The organism is Janthinobacterium sp. PAMC25594, assembly GCF_019443505.1.
GTDB lineage: Bacteria > Pseudomonadota > Gammaproteobacteria > Burkholderiales > Burkholderiaceae_D > Janthinobacterium.
In genome coordinates this window covers 5,075,787-5,094,887 of sequence record NZ_CP080377.1, presented here as the reverse complement: position 1 = coordinate 5,094,887, position 19,101 = coordinate 5,075,787, and the positions used below count along the sequence as shown (strand labels likewise).

Sequence of the window (19,101 nt, the reverse complement as noted above, 5' to 3'; positions counted from 1 at the left end):
TCAAACTCTGGGCGCCGCCGTCGATTCGCGCACCACCAGTTCAGGTTTCAGGCGCACGTCGAGCACCGCGGAATCGGGCGAGGCGATGGTTTGCAGGATCAGCCGGGCCGCTTCCGTGCCGATGCCGTGGTGGCGGATGCGGATGGTGGTGAGAGGCGGACGGATCATGTCCATGTACGGCATGTCGTTGTGGCCCACCACGGAAATATCTTCCGGGCAGCTCAAGCCCAGCTCGCGGATGGCATCGTAGCAGCCGAGGGCCACCAGGTCGCTGCCCGTCACCACGGCCGTCGTCCGCGGCGACTGGCGCAGCAGTTCCAGCAGGGCCGCCTTGCCGCATTCGCGCGAATAGCCGCTGCTTTCAAACACGAACGCTTGCGAGGGATCGAGTTCGCTGGCCTGGATGGCGGCCAGGAAACCGAGGCGGCGCACGTGCCCCGTGGAGAGGTTTTCCGGGCCGGCGATGTGCGCGATATGGCGGTGGCCCAGCGCCAGCAAGTGCTCGACGGCCAGGCGCATGCCGACCACGTCGTCGCTGACGACGCAGGAAGCGACGCCCGTCTCGTCGCTGCGGTTGACGGTGACCACCGGCACGTTCTGGTCGATGCACATCTTGATGACGGGATCGTGGCGCCGTGCCGTGGCCAGGATCAGGCCGTCGACCTGCTGCCCCAGCAGCCGGTTGATGACGAACAGCTGCTCTTCCTCGTCGGCACCCACGTTGGCGACGATGGCCAGGTAGCCATGCTTGCGCAAGCCTTCCTCGATGCCCAGCAGGATGGGCGGGAACACAGCGTTGGTGATGTCGGGCAGGACCACGCCGATGATGCGCGACTTGCGCGTGACCAGGGTGGAGGCGGCGCGGTTGGGCCGGTAACCGAGCCGGCCCGCTTCGGCCAGCACGCGCGTGGCCACCTCGGCGCTGACCATTTGCCGCGTTGCCGGGTTCATCACGCGCGAGACGGTGGAAAAGTGCACGCCGCTGGCCCGCGCGACGTCGCTTAAGGTGGGGTTCTTGTTTGTCATGGGCTTCCCGGATCGCAATACAGTGATTTTATCGCAAAAAATGCCCATGCCGTCAAAAACCGAGCAAACGCTTGCATTGAAATAATGCCGTTGCCCAAAGCGGTTTTGAGACTCTTAAGTACAATACAGCCTTGACAGCGTGCAAACGCTTGCATAACATGGCCCGGATTCACCACTCGGGCCCTGTAGGCCCTTCCCAGAATTCTTATGTCTACTTCCCACAGCAAGCACGCCGAACAGAACGGCGAAACCTTCAACCTGAAAGAAGCCGCCCTCGCCTATCACGCGGAACCCCGTGCAGGCAAGATTTCCGTGACGCCAACCAAACCGCTGGGCGACGCCCGCGCCCTGACCCTGGCGTACTCGCCGGGCGTGGCCTTTGCCTGCGAAGCCATCGTCGAAGATCCGCGCACGGCCGGCATCTACACCTCGCGCAGCAACCTGGTGGCCGTGATCACGAATGGCACAGCCGTGCTGGGCCTGGGCGATATCGGCCCGCTGGCCAGCAAACCGGTGATGGAAGGCAAGGCTTGCCTGTTCAAGCAATTTGCCGACGTCGACGTGTTCGACATCGAACTGGCCGAGAACGATCCCGACCTGTTCATCGACACCGTGGTGCGCATGGAGCCGACCTTCGGCGGCATCAACCTGGAAGACATCAAGGCGCCCGATTGCTTCTATATCGAGCAACAATTGCGCAAGCGCATGAACATTCCCGTCTTCCACGACGACCAGCACGGCACGGCCATCATCGTCGCAGCCGGCATCCTGAACGGCCTGGAGCTGGTGGGCAAGGATATCGGCAATGTGAAAGTGGCCGTCTCGGGCGCCGGCGCGGCCTCGATCGCCTGCCTGGACTTGCTCGTCTCGCTGGGCCTGAACAAGTCGCTGCTGAAAGTGTGCGACAGCCAGGGCGTGATCTACCCGGGCCGCGATGCCAGCATGGAAGAGAACAAGGCGCGCTACGCGAACGACACGAGCGACCGCGACCTGGCCGACGCGATGGTTGGCGCCGACATCTTCATCGGCGTCTCGAAGGGTGGCGTGGTCAGCGCACAGATGGTCGAATCGATGGCCGCCAAGCCCTTGATCTTCGCCCTGGCCAATCCGCATCCGGAAATCGCCCCGGAAAAAGTGCATGCCGTGCGCGACGACGCCATCGTGGCCACGGGCCGCTCGGATTACCCGAACCAGATCAACAACGTGCTGTGCTTCCCGTACATCTTCCGCGGTGCGCTCGACGTGGGTGCCACCACCATCAACGAAGAAATGAAGCTGGCCTGCGTGCGCGCCATCGCCGCGCTGGCCAAGGAGCCATTGCCGGGCCACGAAACCAGCGCCTTGACGCCGCTGCAACTGATTCCGTCGCCGTTCGACGAACGCCTGCGCAGCTGGGTCGCGCCTGCCGTGTCGCAAGCGGCCATCGCCACCGGCGTGGCCACGCGCGTGCCGGCCAGCGCCAAGTAAAGCAGTTGATGTAAAGCAGTTGAGGTAAAGCAGGAAAGCAGGACCGCGCCGCCCGCACATGGGGGCGGCGCGGATTACCGGATCAGTCCGGTACGCGGGGCGGCTGCCCCGCCCGCGCCGGCAAGGCGCCCGCCAGCGGAATCGCCAGCAAGATCATGAAGGCCATGCCGAAGACGCCATCGCGTATCATCGCGTTGAACATGGCGCCCAGCATCAGCGACAAGGTCAGCATCCCCAGCCACATGCCACGCTCGCCTCCCGTGCGCCAGGCATGTACGAGCAAGCCCACCAGTATCCACAGCAGTGCCAGCAGGCCGAACAGGCCGATTTCCGACATGTACAGCATGTAGTCATTGTGCGGCGTCAATTGAATGTTGATCGGATTGCCCACTGTCCTGACCCGGTATTCCTGCAGCCAGGTTCCCACGCCATGCCCTTGCAGCGGTTTCTCGGCAATAATTTGCAAGGTGACGCCATACATCGCCAGGCGAATGCCTTGCTCGCTGGTTTGCTTGCCTTCGGAAAAGGCGCTGATATCGGCCACCGTGTTGTCGACGCGCTGACGCAGGCCCGACGCTTGCGCCAGCAGCAGGGTCAGCAGTACGCCCACGGCCAGCACGCCCAGCACATTGCGCCACGACAGATGGAGGTGGCGCGCACCGATGAGCATGCACAGCATGACAAAGATCAGGCTACCCGTGCGTGTCTTGCCCAGCAACAGACCGGCCGCAGCCACATACAGGAATTGCAGCAGGCGTGGCCAGTTGACGGGCCGCACCGGCTGCTCGCTCAACTGGAACAGCATCCAGGCGGAAGCAATGGCCAGCAACACGCCCAGCAAGATCGACTTGTTACCGGAATAAGTCACATAACTGCGGAAAAAGCTCACGTTCGGCAACACGCCCAGGTAATTGAGATAAAACAGGGTGGCAGCCACCGTGGCGCCGGTAAAGAAGGTCTTGACGGCGCGGTGCTGCCACGCGCCAGGGCCGATGCTGGCAAAAAATAACAAGAAGACAAAAATCTGGTAATGCACGAGATCGGTCCAGAATTCGCTGGGCGGACGCTCGAGGAAGATGCCGGCGCCCACGGAGACGACGCTCAGCGCCAGCACCGGCCAGCGCAGCGGGCTTTCCTTGACGTGACGCCAGCGCGTGGCGAAGTCCCCGGCCAGCAGGTAGGCGATGATGAAAGCCACCACGCCGGTGTACATGAAGCCGAGTGGAAAGAACAGGGTGAACGGCAAGACGGCAAGGATGGCTTGAGGCCATTGTGAACGGCGGGCAAAGAAATTCATGGAGGGAGGGGCTCGGTATCTAGTGAAAAACGGTGGCGCTGCAGCGCGACACACGGTGACACGCCGGAGCAGGAAAGCAGTATCGCCTATGCATCAGGGCAAGTCAAACCACGACCCTGCTAGCCGGACGACGCCAGCGGCAGGCGTACTTCCACCAGCAGGCCCTGGCCGCCGCTGGCGCGGTGCAGCTGGATGGTGCCGCCATGCTGCCGCACCACGGAAGCGACGATGGCCAGGCCCAGGCCGCTACCAGGCTGGGCCTGCTGGGGCGCACGGAAGAAGCGGTCAAACACCCGCTCATACAGGGCCGGCGCAATACCCGGCCCCTGGTCCGCCACGTGCAGCACCGCCTGGCCCCGCTCGGCATGCAGCGACACCGTCACGCTGCCGCCATGCGGGCTGTACTTGATGGCGTTTTCCACCAGGTTGTCGATCAGCGATACCAGGCTCTCGCGCTGGCCCGGCACCTGCAGCGTGGCGCTGGCTTGCAGCTCCAGCTCGATGCCGCCCACCTGCGCCAGGCCGGACAGGGCGGCCAACCGGTCTTGCAGCAGGATATCGAGCGCCTGTGGCGGCCGTTCGCCCGCCTGCGCCTGCACTTCGCTGCGCGTCAGCTGCAGCAACTGCCCCACCAGGCGAGCGGCGCGGTTGCCGCTGTTCAAAATGCCATCAAGCAATTCTTGCTGGCGCGGGTCGCTGGCCTGGGCCTGCAAGGCTTCGACATTCACACGCATGGCCGCCAGCGGCGTGCGCAGCTCATGCGTGGCGTCGGCGATGAAGCTGCGTTCGCGCGCGGCGCTGGCGCCCACGCGCTGCAGCAGCGCATTGAGATTGTCGACCAGCGCCGCCAGTTCACCATGCGGTGGCTTGAAGGCCAGCGGACGCAAATCCTGCGGCCCCCGCGCCGCCACCTCTTGCGCCACGCGGCGCCACGGGCGCATGGCCAGGCGGATCGACAGCCAGGCCGGCAGCAACAGGAAAGGCAGACTGATCAGTAACGGCAGCAGGTAATAGCCGTGTGAATTGATCGTGATGAAAAACTGCCATGGGCCGCCCACCTCCAGCACCGTCACGCGCGTGCCGCCCTCGGTCAGGCTGCGGCTGCGCCAGGCCTGGCCCTTGATGTACACCACTTCCATCTGCTCGGGGCCGGCGCTGCGGATGCCGCTGGGCGCATCGGGCGACTTGTAGACCAGCTCGCCGCCGCGCCACACCAGGATACGCGGCGCCAATTCCGACACTTGCCCCGTTTCAAACTCCTCGCGCAGGGCTTCATCGATCGCGCGCAAGCTGTGCTGCTGGCGCTGCGGCTGCTCGGCCAGGTTATCGGCCACGCTGATAATGGCGTGCAACACGCCGCGACTCACATTGCTCACTTCGCCCGTCCCCTCGAACAGTACATAGGCCACGGCCAGGCTCCACAGCACCGTCAGCGTCAGCATCTGCGCCATCATCAGGCGGCGCACCAGCGTCGGCCGGCGCAGCATGGCCCATACGTGGCCGATCATGCCGACGCGCCCGGCGCCGCGGGGGAATCGCCTTGCTGGTCGATGACATAGCCGACGCCGCGCACGGTGCGGATATAGCCCTCGCCTATCTTGCGGCGCAAGTTACCCATATGCACATCCAGGGTATTGCTGGCGTTGGCCAGGCCACCGGGCAGGATATGCTCTTCCAGCACGCGGCGCGTGATGACTCTGTTGGCGCGCATCAGCAGGGTTTTCAGCAACGCATATTCGCTGGCCGTCAGTTCCACCGGCCGCCCCTGCACGCTGACCCGGCGCGTGGGCACCTGCAGCAGCAAGCCGCGCAGTTCGATGGTGTCGCCATCGAAGCCGTAGCTGCGCCGCGCCAGTGCGCGCACGCGCGACAGCAGCTCGGCCAGCACGAAGGGCTTGACCAGGTAATCATCGGCGCCGCCATCGAGGCCGCGCAAGCGCTGCTCCAGCGTATCGCGGGCGCTCAGGATGAGCACCGGCAGGCGCGCGGCGCGCAGCCGGGCCAGCAAGTCGAGGCCATCGCCGTCCGGCAAGCCCAGGTCCAGCAGCACCAGTTCACAGCTGTCGTGCTCGATGCTGCGCGCCGCGTCTTCCAGGCTGCGTACCCACACCACTTGCATGCCCTGGTCGCGCAGGGCGATGCGCACACCGTTGCCCAGGTCCATGTCGTCTTCTATCAGCAATATCTTCATGTGGCGTATTAAACCACCGCAAGCTGAAGAATAGTTAAAGAACAAATCTTCATGCAATCTTCAGCAAGGGCTCATTTTCCCTTCATGGCGGCGGCCGATACTGAGCAGCGTCAATCGAGCCATTCCGGACTCGGTTCTCCACCTGACGGAAAACATCTTATGCAAGCACCTACTACCCTGTCCTCGACCCTGACACTGGCCAGCCTGCTTTTCATGCCTTTGTCCGCCCTGGCGGCCGAGCCAGCCTCCGGCAATGTCTTCACCATCGGTGGCGGCGTCGGCGCCGCCACCAGCTATTCGGGCGGCGACAAGATCCAGGCCTTGCCAGTCATCATCCTCGATTACGCCATGAGCAATGGCTTCTTCGCCAGTACCACGCGCGGCCTCGGCTATGGCGGCCAGGCCGGGCCCTTCAGCTACAGCGCCGCGCTCGGCTATCGTGGCGAGCGCGCAGACCACAAGCGCACGGGCGTCAATGGCATGGGCGGCAGCAACTACCTGAAGGGCATGGGCGCCGTCAAAGGCAACGCCAGCGCCCTGCTGGGGATGGGCTACTCGCCGCTGCCAGGCCTGCAGCTGAGCGTTTCGAGCGACATTCCCCTGACACAGCGCGACAATGGCGCCAATCTGCACCTGGGCGCCAGCGGCCAGATCTATGGCCGCAGCGACAGCAAGGGCCAGCAGCAGGACACCGTCAGCCTGAGCCTGCAAGCGGGCTGGGGCGAGAAAAAGTATGTGCAGACCATGTACGGCGTGACGGCCGTCCAGGCCGCCAACACGGCGTTCAAGCGCTACACGCCCAAGGGCGGCTTCTATGAAGCGCAGGCCAGCGCCAGCTGGGAACACCGGATCGACGCGCGCTGGAGCGTCAACACCCTGGTCGGCGTGACGACCCTGCTGGGCGACGCCGGCAAGAGCCCCATCGTGCAACGCAAGACCACGCCGATCGGCGCCGTCTACGCCACCTACCGTTATTGACCTCAGGCAAGGAAACGGCAGGCCACGCCTGCCGCCGCGCACGACAAAAAGCATGGCGGCCGCAATCCTGTTACGCTAGCATGATTGGTTGGCGCCTTGTTCACGCCTGGCGCCCACCGGTTCCCCCAACGCTTACTAGGAGGCATTCATGCGCGTAGACATCTACCGCCGGGCCGAGCACGACGGCATTTTTTCCTACCTCGCCGTGCCGGAAGGAAAGATCATTCCTGAAGAGGTGACCAATACCGACTGGCAACTCGAAGTACGCGCCAGCGAAGTGGCCGACGATGCCGAGATCTTGCCCGACTACCATATCGAACAGCCGCACCAGCAGATCGCCGCCAAGGGCTATGCGATCACGGGCCTGAAAGACATGTAAACGTAAAAAAAGCCAAACCAGCATGTCTGCGGTTTGGCTTTGTTCTGTGCGGCAAGGGCGCCCGTCAGTATTCGACGGCCACCTCTTGCGCGCCCAGCATCTGCTCGAGTGCCATCTGCAATTCATCCGATGGCGCCACTTTCCACTCGTCCCCGAACTGCAGCACGCAACTGACGCCTTGCGGGCTGACCCGCGCAGCGATCGGCAAGCCCGTCTCGGCCCGGTGCGGCATGAGCACATCGCGGATGCGCTTGGCGTCCAGGGTGGCCGGCAAGGTCAAGCCCAGCTGGCGGCCATATTGCACGCGCGCGGCGATGATGTCGAAGGCGCTCTCGGCCGTGATACGCAAGCCACCCGAAAAACGGTCTTCCGACACCTTCCCCACGACGGCGAGGAATTCATCCTCCTTGAAGATTTTCCGGTTGGCGTCGAACAATTCGCCATACACGGTCACTTCCACCGTGCCGCTCTTGTCGTCCAGGGTAACGATGAGAATCTTGCCGCGCTGCGTCATCTGCGTGCGCAAGCCCGTGATGACGCCAGCCATCATGCGCGGTTCGCGCGACGGCGACAATTCAGACAGTTTCGTGCGCGCAAAACGGCGCGCCTCGGGCGCATACGAATCGAACAAATGGCCGGACAGGTAAAAGCCCAGCGCGATCTTTTCTTCCGTCAGGCGCTGTTTATCCGTCCACACGGGCACCTTGACGTACTCGGGCGGCGCCACCATGTCGCTGTCGTCGCCGCCGAACAGGCTCACCTGATTCGCCGCCTTGGCGGCCTGGTCGGCGCACTCCATGGCGAACGCCACGGATGCGAGCAGGATGGCGCGGTCGACCTTCAGGCAGTCGAAGGCGCCGCTGCGTATCAGCGACTCGATGGTGCGGCGGTTGATCTGCTTTTTATCCACGCGCTTGCAGAAATCGAACAGGCTGGTGAAGGGTCCGCCCGCCTCGCGCGCGGCGATGATGGCTTCGATGGCGTTCTGGCCCGAACCCTTCACGGCGCCCAGGCCGTAACGGATCTGCGTGACTTTCTTGCCGCTCACGGAAGGCGCCGCGCCGCTCGGCGTGAAGCGGTAATCCGATTCGTTGATATCCGGCGGCAACAAGGTCAGCTTGCAGATTTCCAGCGAGTCTTCCACCAGGATCTTGATCTTGTCCGTATCGTCCATGGCCAGCGACAAGTTGGCGGCCATGAAGGCCGCCGTGTGGTGCGCCTTCAAATAGGCCGTGTGGTACGACAGCAAGGCGTAGGCGGCGGCGTGCGATTTATTAAAACCGTAGCCGGCGAACTTTTCCATCAAGTCGAAGATCTCGTCGGCCTTGGCGGCCGTCAAGCCGTCCTTGGCCGCACCCGCGCGGAAGATCTCGCGGTGCTCGGCCATTTCCTCGGCCTTCTTTTTACCCATGGCGCGGCGCAGCATGTCGGCGCCGCCCAGCGAGTAGCCGCCGACGATCTGCGCCATCTGCATCACCTGCTCCTGATACACCATGATGCCGTAGGTTTCGGACAGAATCGCTTCCGTGCGCGGATCGGGATAATCGAAACGTTCGCCGTGCTTGCGCTTGCAGAAGTCGGGAATCAGGTCCATCGGGCCCGGACGGTACAGTGCCACCAGCGCGATAATGTCTTCGAAGCGGTCGGGACGCGCGTCTTTCAGCATGCCCTGCATGCCGCGCGACTCCAGCTGGAACACGGCCACGGTCTTGGCCTTGGTCAGCAAGTCGTACGACGGCTTGTCGTTCAACGGCAAGGTGGCCAGGTCGAAATCGGCTTGCGCGGGATCGAGCTGCTTGATGTAGCGCACGGCGCGGTCGAGAATGGTGAGCGTGGTCAGACCCAAAAAGTCGAACTTCACGAGGCCGACGGCCTCCACGTCATCCTTGTCGTACTGCGACACGACGCCCGAATCGCCACCCTGCGTGTACAGCGGGCAAAAGTCTGTCAGCTTGCCGGGAGCGATCAGCACGCCCCCCGCGTGCATGCCGATATTGCGCGTGATGCCTTCGACTTGCTGCGCCAGTTCCAGCAACTGCTTGACCTCTTCCTCGTTTTCCAGGCGCTCCTTGAGCAACGGCTCTTCCTCGATGGCGTCGGCGATCGACACGGGTTTACCCGGCTTGAACGGGATCAGCTTGGAAATACCATCGCAGAAGTTGTAGCCGAAGTCCATCACGCGACCCACGTCGCGGATCGCGCCCTTGGCCGCCATGGTACCGAAGGTGGCGATCTGCGAGACGGCCTCCTTGCCATACAAATCCTTGACGTGCTGGATGACGCGGTCGCGCCCTTCCTGGCAAAAGTCGATATCGAAGTCGGGCATCGAGACGCGTTCGGGATTCAGAAAACGCTCGAACAGCAGGTTGTATTGCAACGGGTCCAGGTCGGTAATGAGCAGCGAATACGCCACCAGCGAACCGGCACCCGAACCGCGGCCCGGGCCGACGGGCACGCCGTTTTCCTTGGCCCACTGGATAAACTCGGCCACGATGAGGAAGTAGCCGGGGAATTTCATGTTGCAAATCGTATCCGTCTCGAATTTCAAGCGCGACTCGTAGCGCGGACGCTCCTTTTCACGGCGCTCGGGATCGGGATACAGCTGGATCAAACGCTTTTCCAGGCCCGCCTGCGATTCGGCAACGAGGAACTCATCGATCGTCATGCCGGGCGGCGTGGGGAAGTTCGGCAGCTGCGGCTTGCCCAGGGTCAAGGTCAAATTGCAGCGCTTGGCGATTTCCACGGAATTGGCCAGCGCGGTCGGCAAGTCGGCGAACAATTCCGCCATGTCGGCCTGCGACAGGAAGCGCTGGCTGTCATTGAAGCGCTTCACGCGCTTGGCGTTGGCCAGCATTTCGCCTTCGGCGATACAGGTGCGGGCTTCGTGGGCAATAAATTCCTCTGGGGAAATAAATTGCACGGGATGCGTGGCCACGACGGGTAAGCCGAGCTTGGCCGCCAGTGCCACCGCATGGCGCACCTGCGCTTCCTGGTTGGCCTGGCCGCCGCGCTGGATCTCGACATAGAAGTGGCCAGGGAAAATCTCGGCCCAGCGCTGCGCATTGCGCTCGGCCAGAGCCAGATTGCCATTCTCGATAGCAATACCGACATCGCCGAAATGCGCGCCGGACAGGGCGATCAAGCCATTCGCCGCGCTTTCGCCCGGGTACAGGTCGTAGGTATTCGTCGCCAGCGCCTGCAGCCACTCGACGCGCAGTTCTGCGCGGCCCTTGTACTGGTTCGTCAGCCAGGCCGTCGACAACAGTTCGCACAGTTGCAGATAGCCCATGCGATTCTTCGCCAGCAACAGCAAACGCGACGGTTTTTCGCGGTTGTCGTCATTCGTGATCCACACGTCGACGCCGACGATGGGCTTGATGCCCTTGCCGCGCGCTTCCTTGTAGAACTTGACCATGCCAAACAGGTTCGACAAGTCGGTGACGGCCAGCGCCACCTGCTTGTCCTTCGCCGCCGCCTTGACCACGTCGTCGATGCGCACCAGGCCATCGACGATCGAGTACTCCGAGTGCACGCGCAAGTGGACGAAGGCGGGACCGGGCTGCACCGCTTGCTGTGAACCTGCCGGAGCGCCGGCCTCTTGCATTACCATTTCCATCCTGTGTACCGTTTCGTGCAAAATTCAATGGGGTCTATTCTACCGCGTCGCGCGTACGGACCGGGTATCCGGCCTGGCCCGTCGGGCTTATAATATCGGCTGTTCAGTCTAAGCCGATCGCCATCATGCAAGCCATCACCCCAGCAACACCCGCCGTTTCCGCCGCCGTCAGCCCGCTGGCCGCCACGTTTGTCAATATCGCCGCGTATAAATTCATTACGCTCGACGATACGGAAGCCATGCGTCCCTTGTATCAGGAGCAATGCCTGGCGCTGGAGCTGAAGGGCACGATCCTGCTGACGCCGGAAGGCATCAACATGTTCCTGTCGGGTACGCGCGAGCATATCGACAGCTTCCTCGCGTGGGTGCGCAGCGACGAGCGGCTGGCCGATCTGGAATGGAAGGAAAGCTTGTCGAACGAACAATCGCACAAGCGCATGCTGGTCAAGCTGAAAAAAGAAATCATCACCATGCGCATGCCGCTGATCAAGCCGGAACTGGGCCGCGCCCCATCCGTCGATGCGCACACGCTCAAGCGCTGGCTCGACGCCGGCGTCGACGATGCGGGCAAACCCGTGGTCATGATGGAAACGCGCAACGCGTTTGAAGTGGACGTGGGTACGTTCAACAACACGCTCGATTACCGTATCGACAAGTTTACGGAATTCCCGGCCGTCGCCGCCGCGCACAAGGAAGAACTGGAAGGCAAGACCGTCGTCACCTTCTGCACGGGCGGCATCCGCTGCGAAAAGGCCGCCATCCACATGAAGGAAATCGGCTACGACAGCGTGTACCAGCTCGATGGCGGCATCCTGAAATATTTCGAGGAAGTGGGCGGCGAGCACTACACGGGCGACTGTTTCGTGTTCGACTACCGCACGGCCCTGAACCCGAAACTGGAACCGACGGAAACCGTGCAATGTTTCGTCTGCCGCGCCGTCGTCACGCCGCGCCAGCAACTGGCGCCGGAATACGTGTATGAGGTGTCATGCCCGCATTGCTACAAAACACAATAAAGTAGACACGGTGCCAGCACAGACGCCATGCCTGGCGGGGTAGCCATCCTAAATTTCCCGCCAGGTAGCAATCAGCATGCCCGGATATGCCCTTGGTCGATGCACGCGGGGGCATCGCCCTCTCCATCGACGGGAAATATTGCAAATATTACAATATATCAATATTGCAATGACTGAAAGCAATTGCCATCGGATAGCCGTTGTTTTTCGTCAAATATATATTGTTAAATGCGTTATATAATCTTACATATTCTTACATTATTCCTGCACACTTCTCCCTGATTTGCGCACGCGTCCATGGTCAACCTAGCCATTTTCAATTAAAATCAAAGACTTGCAATATTTTAAATATTTGGGGTATTAAAATGATTTTAGTGACCGGTGGTGCGGGCTTTATTGGTTCAAATTTTGTTCTTGATTGGCTGGCACAGACCGACGAACCTGTGATCAATTTAGACAAATTGACCTATGCAGGAAATATTAATAACCTGAAAACAGTAACGCACGATAACCGCTATACTTTTGTCCATGGCGACATCGGCGACACCACCCTTGTCGCCTCGTTGCTGAACAGCCACAAACCACGGGCAATTATCCACTTTGCGGCGGAAAGCCATGTCGACCGTTCCATCCATGGTCCTGGCGAATTCATTAGCACCAACATCAATGGTACGTTCAAGCTACTGGAAGCGGTCCGCGCTCACTGGACCTCTCTGCCGGCAGACGAACAATCTGCATTCCGTTTCCTGCATGTCTCGACAGATGAAGTCTACGGCACGCTCGGCCCGAATGATGCCGCGTTTACCGAGGCGACACCCTATGCGCCGAATAGTCCATATTCGGCCAGCAAGGCCGCGTCCGATCATCTGGTGCGCGCCTATCATCATACGTATGGATTACCGACACTGACCACGAATTGCTCGAATAACTATGGTGCGTATCATTTCCCGGAAAAACTGATACCGCTGGTGATCGCCAACGCGCGCGCAGGTAAGCCATTGCCGATCTATGGCGACGGCCAGCAAATTCGTGACTGGCTGTATGTCAGTGACCACTGCTCGGCGATTCGTCGCGTGCTGGCAGGTGGCCGCACGGGCGAGACCTACAATATTGGTGGCTGGAACGAAAAAGCTAACCTCGATGTCGTGTACACCTTGTGCGACATCCTGGACCGCCTGTCACCAAAAGCCGATGGCACAAGCTATCGCTCACAAATCACCTATGTGGCTGATCGCCCTGGCCATGATCGCCGTTACGCAATCGATGCACGTAAGCTCGAACGTGAACTCGGCTGGAAACCCGCCGAAACATTTGAAAGCGGCATTATGAAAACCGTACAATGGTATCTTGACAATCAGGAGTGGGTGCAGAATGTCCAATCGGGTGACTATGCGAACTGGCTGGAAAAAAATTATGTGCAACGCAATCCTCAGGAGGCGACGCAATGATGACGATGCAACGTAAAGGCATCATCCTTGCTGGAGGCTCGGGCACACGCTTATACCCTGTCACCATTTCAGTCTCCAAGCAATTGTTGCCAGTGTACGACAAGCCGATGATTTATTATCCGCTGACGACACTGATGCTGGCGGGTATTCGCGATATTCTGATCATTTCCACACCTCAAGACACGCCACGCTTCCGCGAATTACTCGGCGATGGCAGCCAGTGGGGCATCAACCTTAGTTATGCCGTCCAGCCCAGCCCTGATGGTTTGGCGCAGGCCTTTATCATCGGTCGTGAATTCCTCAATGGCGCACCGTCCGTATTGATTTTGGGGGACAACATCTTCTACGGAACAGATCTTGAAGCCAAACTGCGATATGCCTCCGCACAAGCCTGCGGCGCCACGGTATTTGCCTATCACGTGCAAGATCCGGAACGGTATGGAGTTGTGGAGTTCAATAGTGAACGCAGCGCCGTCAGTATCGAGGAAAAACCGTTGCGGCCGAAATCCAATTATGCGGTAACCGGGCTTTATTTTTACGATAATCAGGTCTGCGACATTGCGGCAAGCATTAAACCCTCGTCGCGCGGTGAACTCGAAATTACAGATGTGAACCGTCACTATCTGGAGCAAAAACAGCTGAATGTAGAACTCATGGGACGTGGCATGGCATGGCTAGATACGGGCACGCATGAATCGCTGCTCGAAGCGAGCCAATTCATTTCCACCATTGAGAACCGTCAAGGTTTAAAGGTTGCATGCCCGGAAGAAATCGCATATCGGAAATCATATATCGATGCCGCCGCCCTGGAAGCACTAGCACAGCCTTTAAAGAAGAACAATTACGGACAATATTTATTGCGTCTATTAAACGACGGCAATCGCTATTAACCGCACCTAAAGCCCGGCCAAGTGGCATCCTAACCAGTCAAATTTTTCATTTGAAGTTTAGTTCGGACGCCATTGTTTTATGGTAACACTCGCCTTGATCGCAGATGCGGATGGTCCCCGATTTTCCGCAAAAAAAGAAAAATCATCACTGTTACGAATACAAACTAACAGGCTGCAAATGGCATCTTGCTGGCATGCCCATCTCAAGCTGAGATGGATAACACCAAGGAAACCGCGGCAGAAAATATATTAAAATAATTAAATTATGAAGATTAGCCTATCAGAGTTGGATACAAAGCGTTTCGGAAAAAGAATAGCTAAAATCTCGGTTGATGACAGCATGGATATCGATGCAATTAATGATGCATGCGTGGCGCTGGATTTGAATATGCTGATTGTACGCTGCCCCACTTCGGATATTTCATCAATTCAGAAATTGGAGAAGTCAGGCTATTTCCTTACAGATACTCTTGTGTATTTTCAGAATAAGAAAATCAGTGCCAGCCCAATTCAATTGCCAGTTGGCTTCACATGGCGCACAGCAAACAAAGGCGATGCCGAAGCCGTCAGTGCTCTGGCCGGAAAGTGCTTCAGCAACTTCGCTGGACATTACCATACAGATCCATATTTAGACAGGAAAGATGCGGACCTTGTATACACCTCATGGGCATTCAATTCCTGCCACTTCGGACCATTTTCGGATCAGGTTTTTCTGATCTGCCAAGAAAATAACATCGTCGGCTTTTTGAGCACAAAGAAAATTGACGCAGAAAATGGCGAAATAATATTGAATGGCGTGGATCCCGCATGCCAGAAAAATGGCTTTTACGCGGAATTGGTTGCGATGGCGAAGAACTGGGCACTGGAAGAGAATTTGCAAAATTTATCGGTGTCAACTCAGATAAGTAATATTGCTCCTCAAAAAGTATGGTGCCGTCATGGCTTCGAACCTCTTACGAGTTTTCACACATTTCATAAATGGTTTAATCAATGATTCCTTTTAATCGTCCATACCTCACCGGCAACGAATTAGCCAATATTCAGCAAGTGTTAGAAAGTAGAAAAATTTCAGGCGATGGTGAGTTCACCAAAAAATGCCAGGCATTGTTCGAGAGCAAACTCGGCATGCGTAAAACGCTGCTGACCACGTCTTGTACGGATGCCTTGGAAATGTCTGCAATACTGCTAAACATTCAGCCTGGCGATGAAGTCATCCTGCCCTCATATACCTTCGTATCGACAGCGAACGCATTTGCTCTGCGTGGCGCAACGCTGGTATTTGCTGATAGCCAGGCAGATCAGCCCAATATTTCGCCAGACGAAATTGAACGCCTGCTTACGCCCAAGACAAAAGCGATTGTTGTGGTGCACTACGCCGGGGTCGCCTGCGATATGGACCGCATTCTTGCCTTGGCCGCAGCGCACGGTATCGCCATAATAGAAGATGCAGCCCAGGCCATTGACTCGTTCCACAACGGGCGCCAACTGGGAACAATCGGCGACCTGTCTGCATTTTCTTTCCATGAAACAAAGAACATTATGTGCGGCGAGGGTGGCTTGCTGTTGATCAATAAGCCTGAGTATGATTTAAGAGCAGAAATCATTCGCGAAAAAGGCACCAATCGTTCCTCTTTCTTCCGTGGTGAAGTCGACAAATACGGCTGGGTGGATGTTGGCTCCTCCTTCTTGCCATCCGATTTGCTCGCAGCTTTCCTGTATGCACAAGTGGAATCCCTTGACGCCATTCAGGCAGAACGACGCCGAGTATGGGCGCGTTATGATGCCAATCTGAAGCAAGGCATCAAGGGAGACTGGTTTACGATGCCCGTCATTCCAGAATATGCAAGCAACAATGCACACATGTTTTATATCGTGTGCCGCAGCCTGGATGAGCGCACACGCCTGATCGCTAAGCTGAAGGCGGCAGGTATCTTGGCCGTCTTCCATTATCTTTCCTTGCATAGCAGCCCATACTTTGCCGCATCGCACGGAACGCGGGCCTTGCCGAATAGCGACCGCTACACGGATTGCCTGCTGCGTCTGCCATTGTTCCCTGAGCTCACCAACGAGCAAGTTGATTACATTTCTAAAACCATACTTGAGTTCTATTCCTGAGTATGCGTTTTTTGAAAGTCGGAATACTTTTTGCGGCATCGACTTTAAGCAAATTGATCGCAGGGTTGCTAATCGTAAAGATCGTGGCCATTTATCTTGGTGCGCAAGGATTGGGCCAGTTGGGACAGTTCATGAGCCTGATGTCGATGATCACGATACTGGCAGGCGGTGGCATCAATACCGGCATCATTAAATATGTTGCCGAGTTTGAAAAAGACGAGCGACAGTTAAACGGTTACCTGAGGGCGGCGAGCATGATGACGCTTGCCGTATCGATCCTGCTTGGCGCCGCGCTGCTGCTAGGCGCATCGCAAATATCGTTATGGCTCTTCAACACGAACGAGTATGCGGTGGTCATCCGCGTCCTCGCGGCCTGTCAATTTGCGATTGCCTTCACGAATCTGCTGATGGGGGTGCTGAACGGCCATAAACGCGTGCATGCCTTCGCCGTCATTAATGCTGTCAGCGTCGTCATCGGCGCGGCGGGCGTCGCCCTGGGTTGCGCGCTGTATGGAATGAAGGGAGCCATGTATGGCTTGATATGGATGCCAAGTTGTACCATCCTGCTCTTGCTTCCTTGGTATCGTTTTGGCTTGAAATTTTCCTGGCGACGGCTGTTGCCACAATGGGACCGGCAAAAGATCAAACAGTTTGCCGGCTATTCCATGATGATCGCTGTCACTGTCCTGACAATGCAGATGTCTCAGATAGTGATACGGTATATAATCGCCGGCCACAATAGCTGGGTAGAGGTTGGCTATTGGCAAGCAGTCAGCAAAATATCGGACTCTTACCTTCTGTTTATTACGGTGGTACTGTCCAATTATTACCTTCCCAGACTATCGGCACTGCGCTCGCGCCTCGATATCAAGAAGGAGGTCACTACCGCCTATAAAATAGCCATGCCCGTATTGCTATTAATGAGTATCACTATATTCATTCTGCGCGACTGGATTATTTTGCTGCTGTTCTCGCCAGAATTCCTGGCAATGAAAAGCTACTTTACCTGGCAGCTCGCAGGAGATGCGTTCAAGGTTGCGGCCTACATCAGTGGCTATGTCGCGGTGGCAAAGGCAAATAGTAAACTATATATCGCAGCAGAATTATTTCAGTCCAGTCTGCTTATTTTGTTATGCTATTTCTTCGTAAATACCTATGGAGCCATCGGCGCAACGTATGCGTACTTTACCACCTATTTTATTTACTTCCCAATAACTTTTGCAATTTTAAGATATTACTTGTCACAAAAAGATACCGCTTGATTGTTGCAAGAATAAAATATCCCAAATAATTCCAAATCGGAAATATCTGCGCCAGTTAAAAATTAATTTCTATAAGTTCACAACATGCCATTTCCCAAAAAAATCTTGCTGCTACATGGTGCCTTCAGTCTGGGAGGAATTGAAACCCATATTCTGCGCCTGGCAGAAGAATTGCACGGGAGAGGCATTCAAGTACATGTACTTCTTCTCACCAAAAAACATGAATCAAAACTTCTTTCCGAATTAAAAAAGTTCGCCGTCGTACAATTTGCCGCCGATATCCTGAAAAATCCTTCATCGCGATTCAGGAACAATTTGCAGTTCATGTCCGTCATGGATCCGATCGAGTCCGAACTGGCGAACATCTTGCAGGATGTGGAGTGCGTGCATGTATGCGGCGTGTGGAGCCTTGTTTTCTACATTAAACATGTCATGAGAAAATTACCACACACTAAAGTGGTCTGTGGCGTCTATCACCAGAATGAGTTTAATTTTCGATCAATTTCCCCCCTTTTCTTTCAGAAGCAATTATTCAATTTGGTGAACCAATCCATTCCCGCTGAATCCATGCTGTTTTTCAATGAAAAATCCGTTGATACCGCGCTCGATTTATATGGTGAAAAATATACCGGGAGTGACGTTTTCCCGATTGGAATCAAATTCAAGGCAGATTCAATTTATGCGGGAATCAATTTCCGCTCAAGAAAGATTATTTCAGTAGGAAGAATTACAAGTTTCAAGACTTATAATTTCAAGATGGTTGAAGCTTTTCATGAAATATTAAAGATAGATTCATCATTTGAATATCACATTTATGGTGATGGTGAACAATTTTCAGAATTAAAGCAATTCATTGCATCCCAGGGAATGGAAAAATCGGTATTCCTGCATGGTTCGCTACCGTATCAAGATTTCGAAAAAGTCATCAGTGACGCCTTTGCCTTTGTTGGCAGCGGTACAGCACTGCTCGAGGCCGCGGCCATGGGCATCCCTGCCATCATTGGCATTGAGTCCGATGATCAAGGTCTCACTTATGGCCTGCTCAGCAAATTGACAGGGTATAGCTACCATGAGAAAGGACTCAATTTTCCGTTGCAGACTTTTTCGAACTGTATTGCAGATATCGCAATGGCCGATGTGGACGCCTATGCCATGATTTCAGAGCGCTCCAAAATAAGGGCCTCAGAATTTTCCATCGAAGAATTTGTTGATTTGTACCTCAACTACCTGAAAAAAAATACTCTGCTGCCCGATACAAATATCAGTATCGATATGCCCAAATACTATGCGGGAATTTTTTCCTGTTTTGCCCTGGGCATCATGGATAAGAAAAAAACGTTCAGTGCACGATATTAAAAACAAAAACAACACCAAAAATACTCGACACCAATCAAGTTTTACTTGAAATTAATTGAA

General features: G+C 56.9%; 14 protein-coding genes and 1 pseudogene. 10 read left to right on the top strand and 5 right to left on the bottom strand.

The genetic code is table 11. From position 1 onward, the window contains the following. A complete protein-coding gene (locus KY494_RS22890; RefSeq protein ID WP_219888352.1) occupies positions 1-1,026 on the bottom strand; it encodes a LacI family DNA-binding transcriptional regulator in 1,026 nt (341 codons plus the stop codon). Between the two features lie 207 nt (positions 1,027-1,233). Between KY494_RS22890 and KY494_RS22885 the strand changes: the two are divergent. Next, positions 1,234-2,472, top strand: a pseudogene (locus KY494_RS22885) (malic enzyme-like NAD(P)-binding protein); the annotation flags it as partial. A 103-nt stretch (positions 2,473-2,575) separates the two neighbouring features. Here the strand turns inward: KY494_RS22885 and KY494_RS22880 are convergent. From KY494_RS22880 to KY494_RS22870, 3 genes are all read right to left on the bottom strand, one after another. After that, positions 2,576-3,790, bottom strand: a complete 1,215-nt coding sequence (locus KY494_RS22880; RefSeq protein ID WP_219888351.1) for an O-antigen ligase — start codon at positions 3,788-3,790, stop codon at positions 2,576-2,578. Between the two features lie 119 nt (positions 3,791-3,909). After that, positions 3,910-5,298 (bottom strand): HAMP domain-containing sensor histidine kinase, encoded by a 1,389-nt coding sequence (locus tag KY494_RS22875; RefSeq protein WP_219888350.1) that lies wholly within the window; start codon positions 5,296-5,298, stop codon positions 3,910-3,912. Further along, positions 5,295-5,981, bottom strand: coding sequence for a response regulator (locus tag KY494_RS22870; RefSeq protein ID WP_219888349.1), 687 nt, complete (start codon positions 5,979-5,981; stop codon positions 5,295-5,297). The genes KY494_RS22875 and KY494_RS22870 overlap by 4 nt, the downstream gene beginning before the upstream one ends. 159 nt (positions 5,982-6,140) lie before the next feature. Here KY494_RS22870 and KY494_RS22865 point away from each other — a divergent pair, with 159 nt between their 5' ends. Both KY494_RS22865 and KY494_RS22860 read left to right on the top strand, forming a co-directional pair. Next, a complete protein-coding gene (locus KY494_RS22865; protein ID WP_219888348.1) occupies positions 6,141-6,959 on the top strand; it encodes a MipA/OmpV family protein in 819 nt (272 codons plus the stop codon). Positions 6,960-7,107: 148 nt separating this feature from the next. After that, complete coding sequence (locus tag KY494_RS22860) at positions 7,108-7,338, top strand: DUF6139 family protein (RefSeq protein ID WP_071075660.1); 231 nt, start codon at positions 7,108-7,110, stop codon at positions 7,336-7,338. Between the two features lie 64 nt (positions 7,339-7,402). Here KY494_RS22860 and dnaE read toward each other — a convergent pair whose 3' ends face one another. Continuing rightward, complete coding sequence (gene dnaE, locus KY494_RS22855) at positions 7,403-10,942, bottom strand: DNA polymerase III subunit alpha (RefSeq protein ID WP_257571960.1); 3,540 nt, start codon at positions 10,940-10,942, stop codon at positions 7,403-7,405. A 137-nt stretch (positions 10,943-11,079) separates the two neighbouring features. Between dnaE and KY494_RS22850 the strand changes: the two genes are divergently transcribed. From KY494_RS22850 to KY494_RS22820, 7 genes are all read left to right on the top strand, one after another. Next, positions 11,080-11,970 (top strand): sulfurtransferase, encoded by an 891-nt coding sequence (locus KY494_RS22850; protein WP_219888347.1) that lies wholly within the window; start codon positions 11,080-11,082, stop codon positions 11,968-11,970. Positions 11,971-12,335: 365 nt separating this feature from the next. Next, the gene (gene rfbB, locus KY494_RS22845; RefSeq protein ID WP_219888346.1) at positions 12,336-13,418 is read left to right on the top strand and encodes a dTDP-glucose 4,6-dehydratase; all 1,083 of its coding nucleotides are present in this window, start codon (positions 12,336-12,338) and stop codon (positions 13,416-13,418) included. Further along, positions 13,415-14,308, top strand: coding sequence for a glucose-1-phosphate thymidylyltransferase RfbA (gene rfbA / locus KY494_RS22840; RefSeq protein ID WP_219132883.1), 894 nt, complete (start codon positions 13,415-13,417; stop codon positions 14,306-14,308). The genes rfbB and rfbA overlap by 4 nt, the downstream gene beginning before the upstream one ends. A 265-nt stretch (positions 14,309-14,573) precedes the next feature. Next, positions 14,574-15,302: a GNAT family N-acetyltransferase gene (locus KY494_RS22835; protein WP_219888345.1), complete on the top strand. Its 729-nt coding sequence runs from the start codon at positions 14,574-14,576 to the stop codon at positions 15,300-15,302. Beyond that, on the top strand, positions 15,299-16,423 hold the full coding sequence (gene rffA / locus KY494_RS22830) for a dTDP-4-amino-4,6-dideoxygalactose transaminase (protein ID WP_219888344.1): 1,125 nt from the start codon (positions 15,299-15,301) through the stop codon (positions 16,421-16,423). Before KY494_RS22835 ends, rffA begins: the two co-directional genes overlap by 4 nt. Before the next feature lie 2 nt (positions 16,424-16,425). Continuing rightward, positions 16,426-17,685 (top strand): lipid III flippase WzxE, encoded by a 1,260-nt coding sequence (gene wzxE / locus KY494_RS22825; RefSeq protein WP_219888343.1) that lies wholly within the window; start codon positions 16,426-16,428, stop codon positions 17,683-17,685. An 84-nt stretch (positions 17,686-17,769) separates the two neighbouring features. After that, entirely contained in the window at positions 17,770-19,041 is a 1,272-nt protein-coding gene (locus KY494_RS22820) for a glycosyltransferase (RefSeq protein ID WP_219888342.1), read from the top strand. Positions 19,042-19,101: the final 60 nt, after the last annotated feature.

Excerpts from the sequence above, each read along its gene's own strand:
- KY494_RS22865 (WP_219888348.1), top strand. The coding sequence starts at position 6,141 with ATGCAAGCACCTACTACCCTGTCCTCGACCCTGACACTGGCCAGCCTG.
- rffA (WP_219888344.1), top strand. The coding sequence starts at position 15,299 with ATGATTCCTTTTAATCGTCCATACCTCACCGGCAACGAATTAGCCAAT.
- KY494_RS22835 (WP_219888345.1), top strand. The coding sequence starts at position 14,574 with ATGAAGATTAGCCTATCAGAGTTGGATACAAAGCGTTTCGGAAAAAGA.
- KY494_RS22870 (WP_219888349.1), bottom strand. The coding sequence starts at position 5,981 with ATGAAGATATTGCTGATAGAAGACGACATGGACCTGGGCAACGGTGTG.
- KY494_RS22880 (WP_219888351.1), bottom strand. The coding sequence starts at position 3,790 with ATGAATTTCTTTGCCCGCCGTTCACAATGGCCTCAAGCCATCCTTGCC.
- KY494_RS22850 (WP_219888347.1), top strand. The coding sequence starts at position 11,080 with ATGCAAGCCATCACCCCAGCAACACCCGCCGTTTCCGCCGCCGTCAGC.
- KY494_RS22875 (WP_219888350.1), bottom strand. The coding sequence starts at position 5,298 with ATGATCGGCCACGTATGGGCCATGCTGCGCCGGCCGACGCTGGTGCGC.
- KY494_RS22820 (WP_219888342.1), top strand. The coding sequence starts at position 17,770 with ATGCCATTTCCCAAAAAAATCTTGCTGCTACATGGTGCCTTCAGTCTG.
- rfbB (WP_219888346.1), top strand. The coding sequence starts at position 12,336 with ATGATTTTAGTGACCGGTGGTGCGGGCTTTATTGGTTCAAATTTTGTT.
- KY494_RS22860 (WP_071075660.1), top strand. The coding sequence starts at position 7,108 with ATGCGCGTAGACATCTACCGCCGGGCCGAGCACGACGGCATTTTTTCC.
- wzxE (WP_219888343.1), top strand. The coding sequence starts at position 16,426 with ATGCGTTTTTTGAAAGTCGGAATACTTTTTGCGGCATCGACTTTAAGC.
- KY494_RS22890 (WP_219888352.1), bottom strand. The coding sequence starts at position 1,026 with ATGACAAACAAGAACCCCACCTTAAGCGACGTCGCGCGGGCCAGCGGC.
- rfbA (WP_219132883.1), top strand. The coding sequence starts at position 13,415 with ATGATGACGATGCAACGTAAAGGCATCATCCTTGCTGGAGGCTCGGGC.
- dnaE (WP_257571960.1), bottom strand. The coding sequence starts at position 10,942 with ATGCAAGAGGCCGGCGCTCCGGCAGGTTCACAGCAAGCGGTGCAGCCC.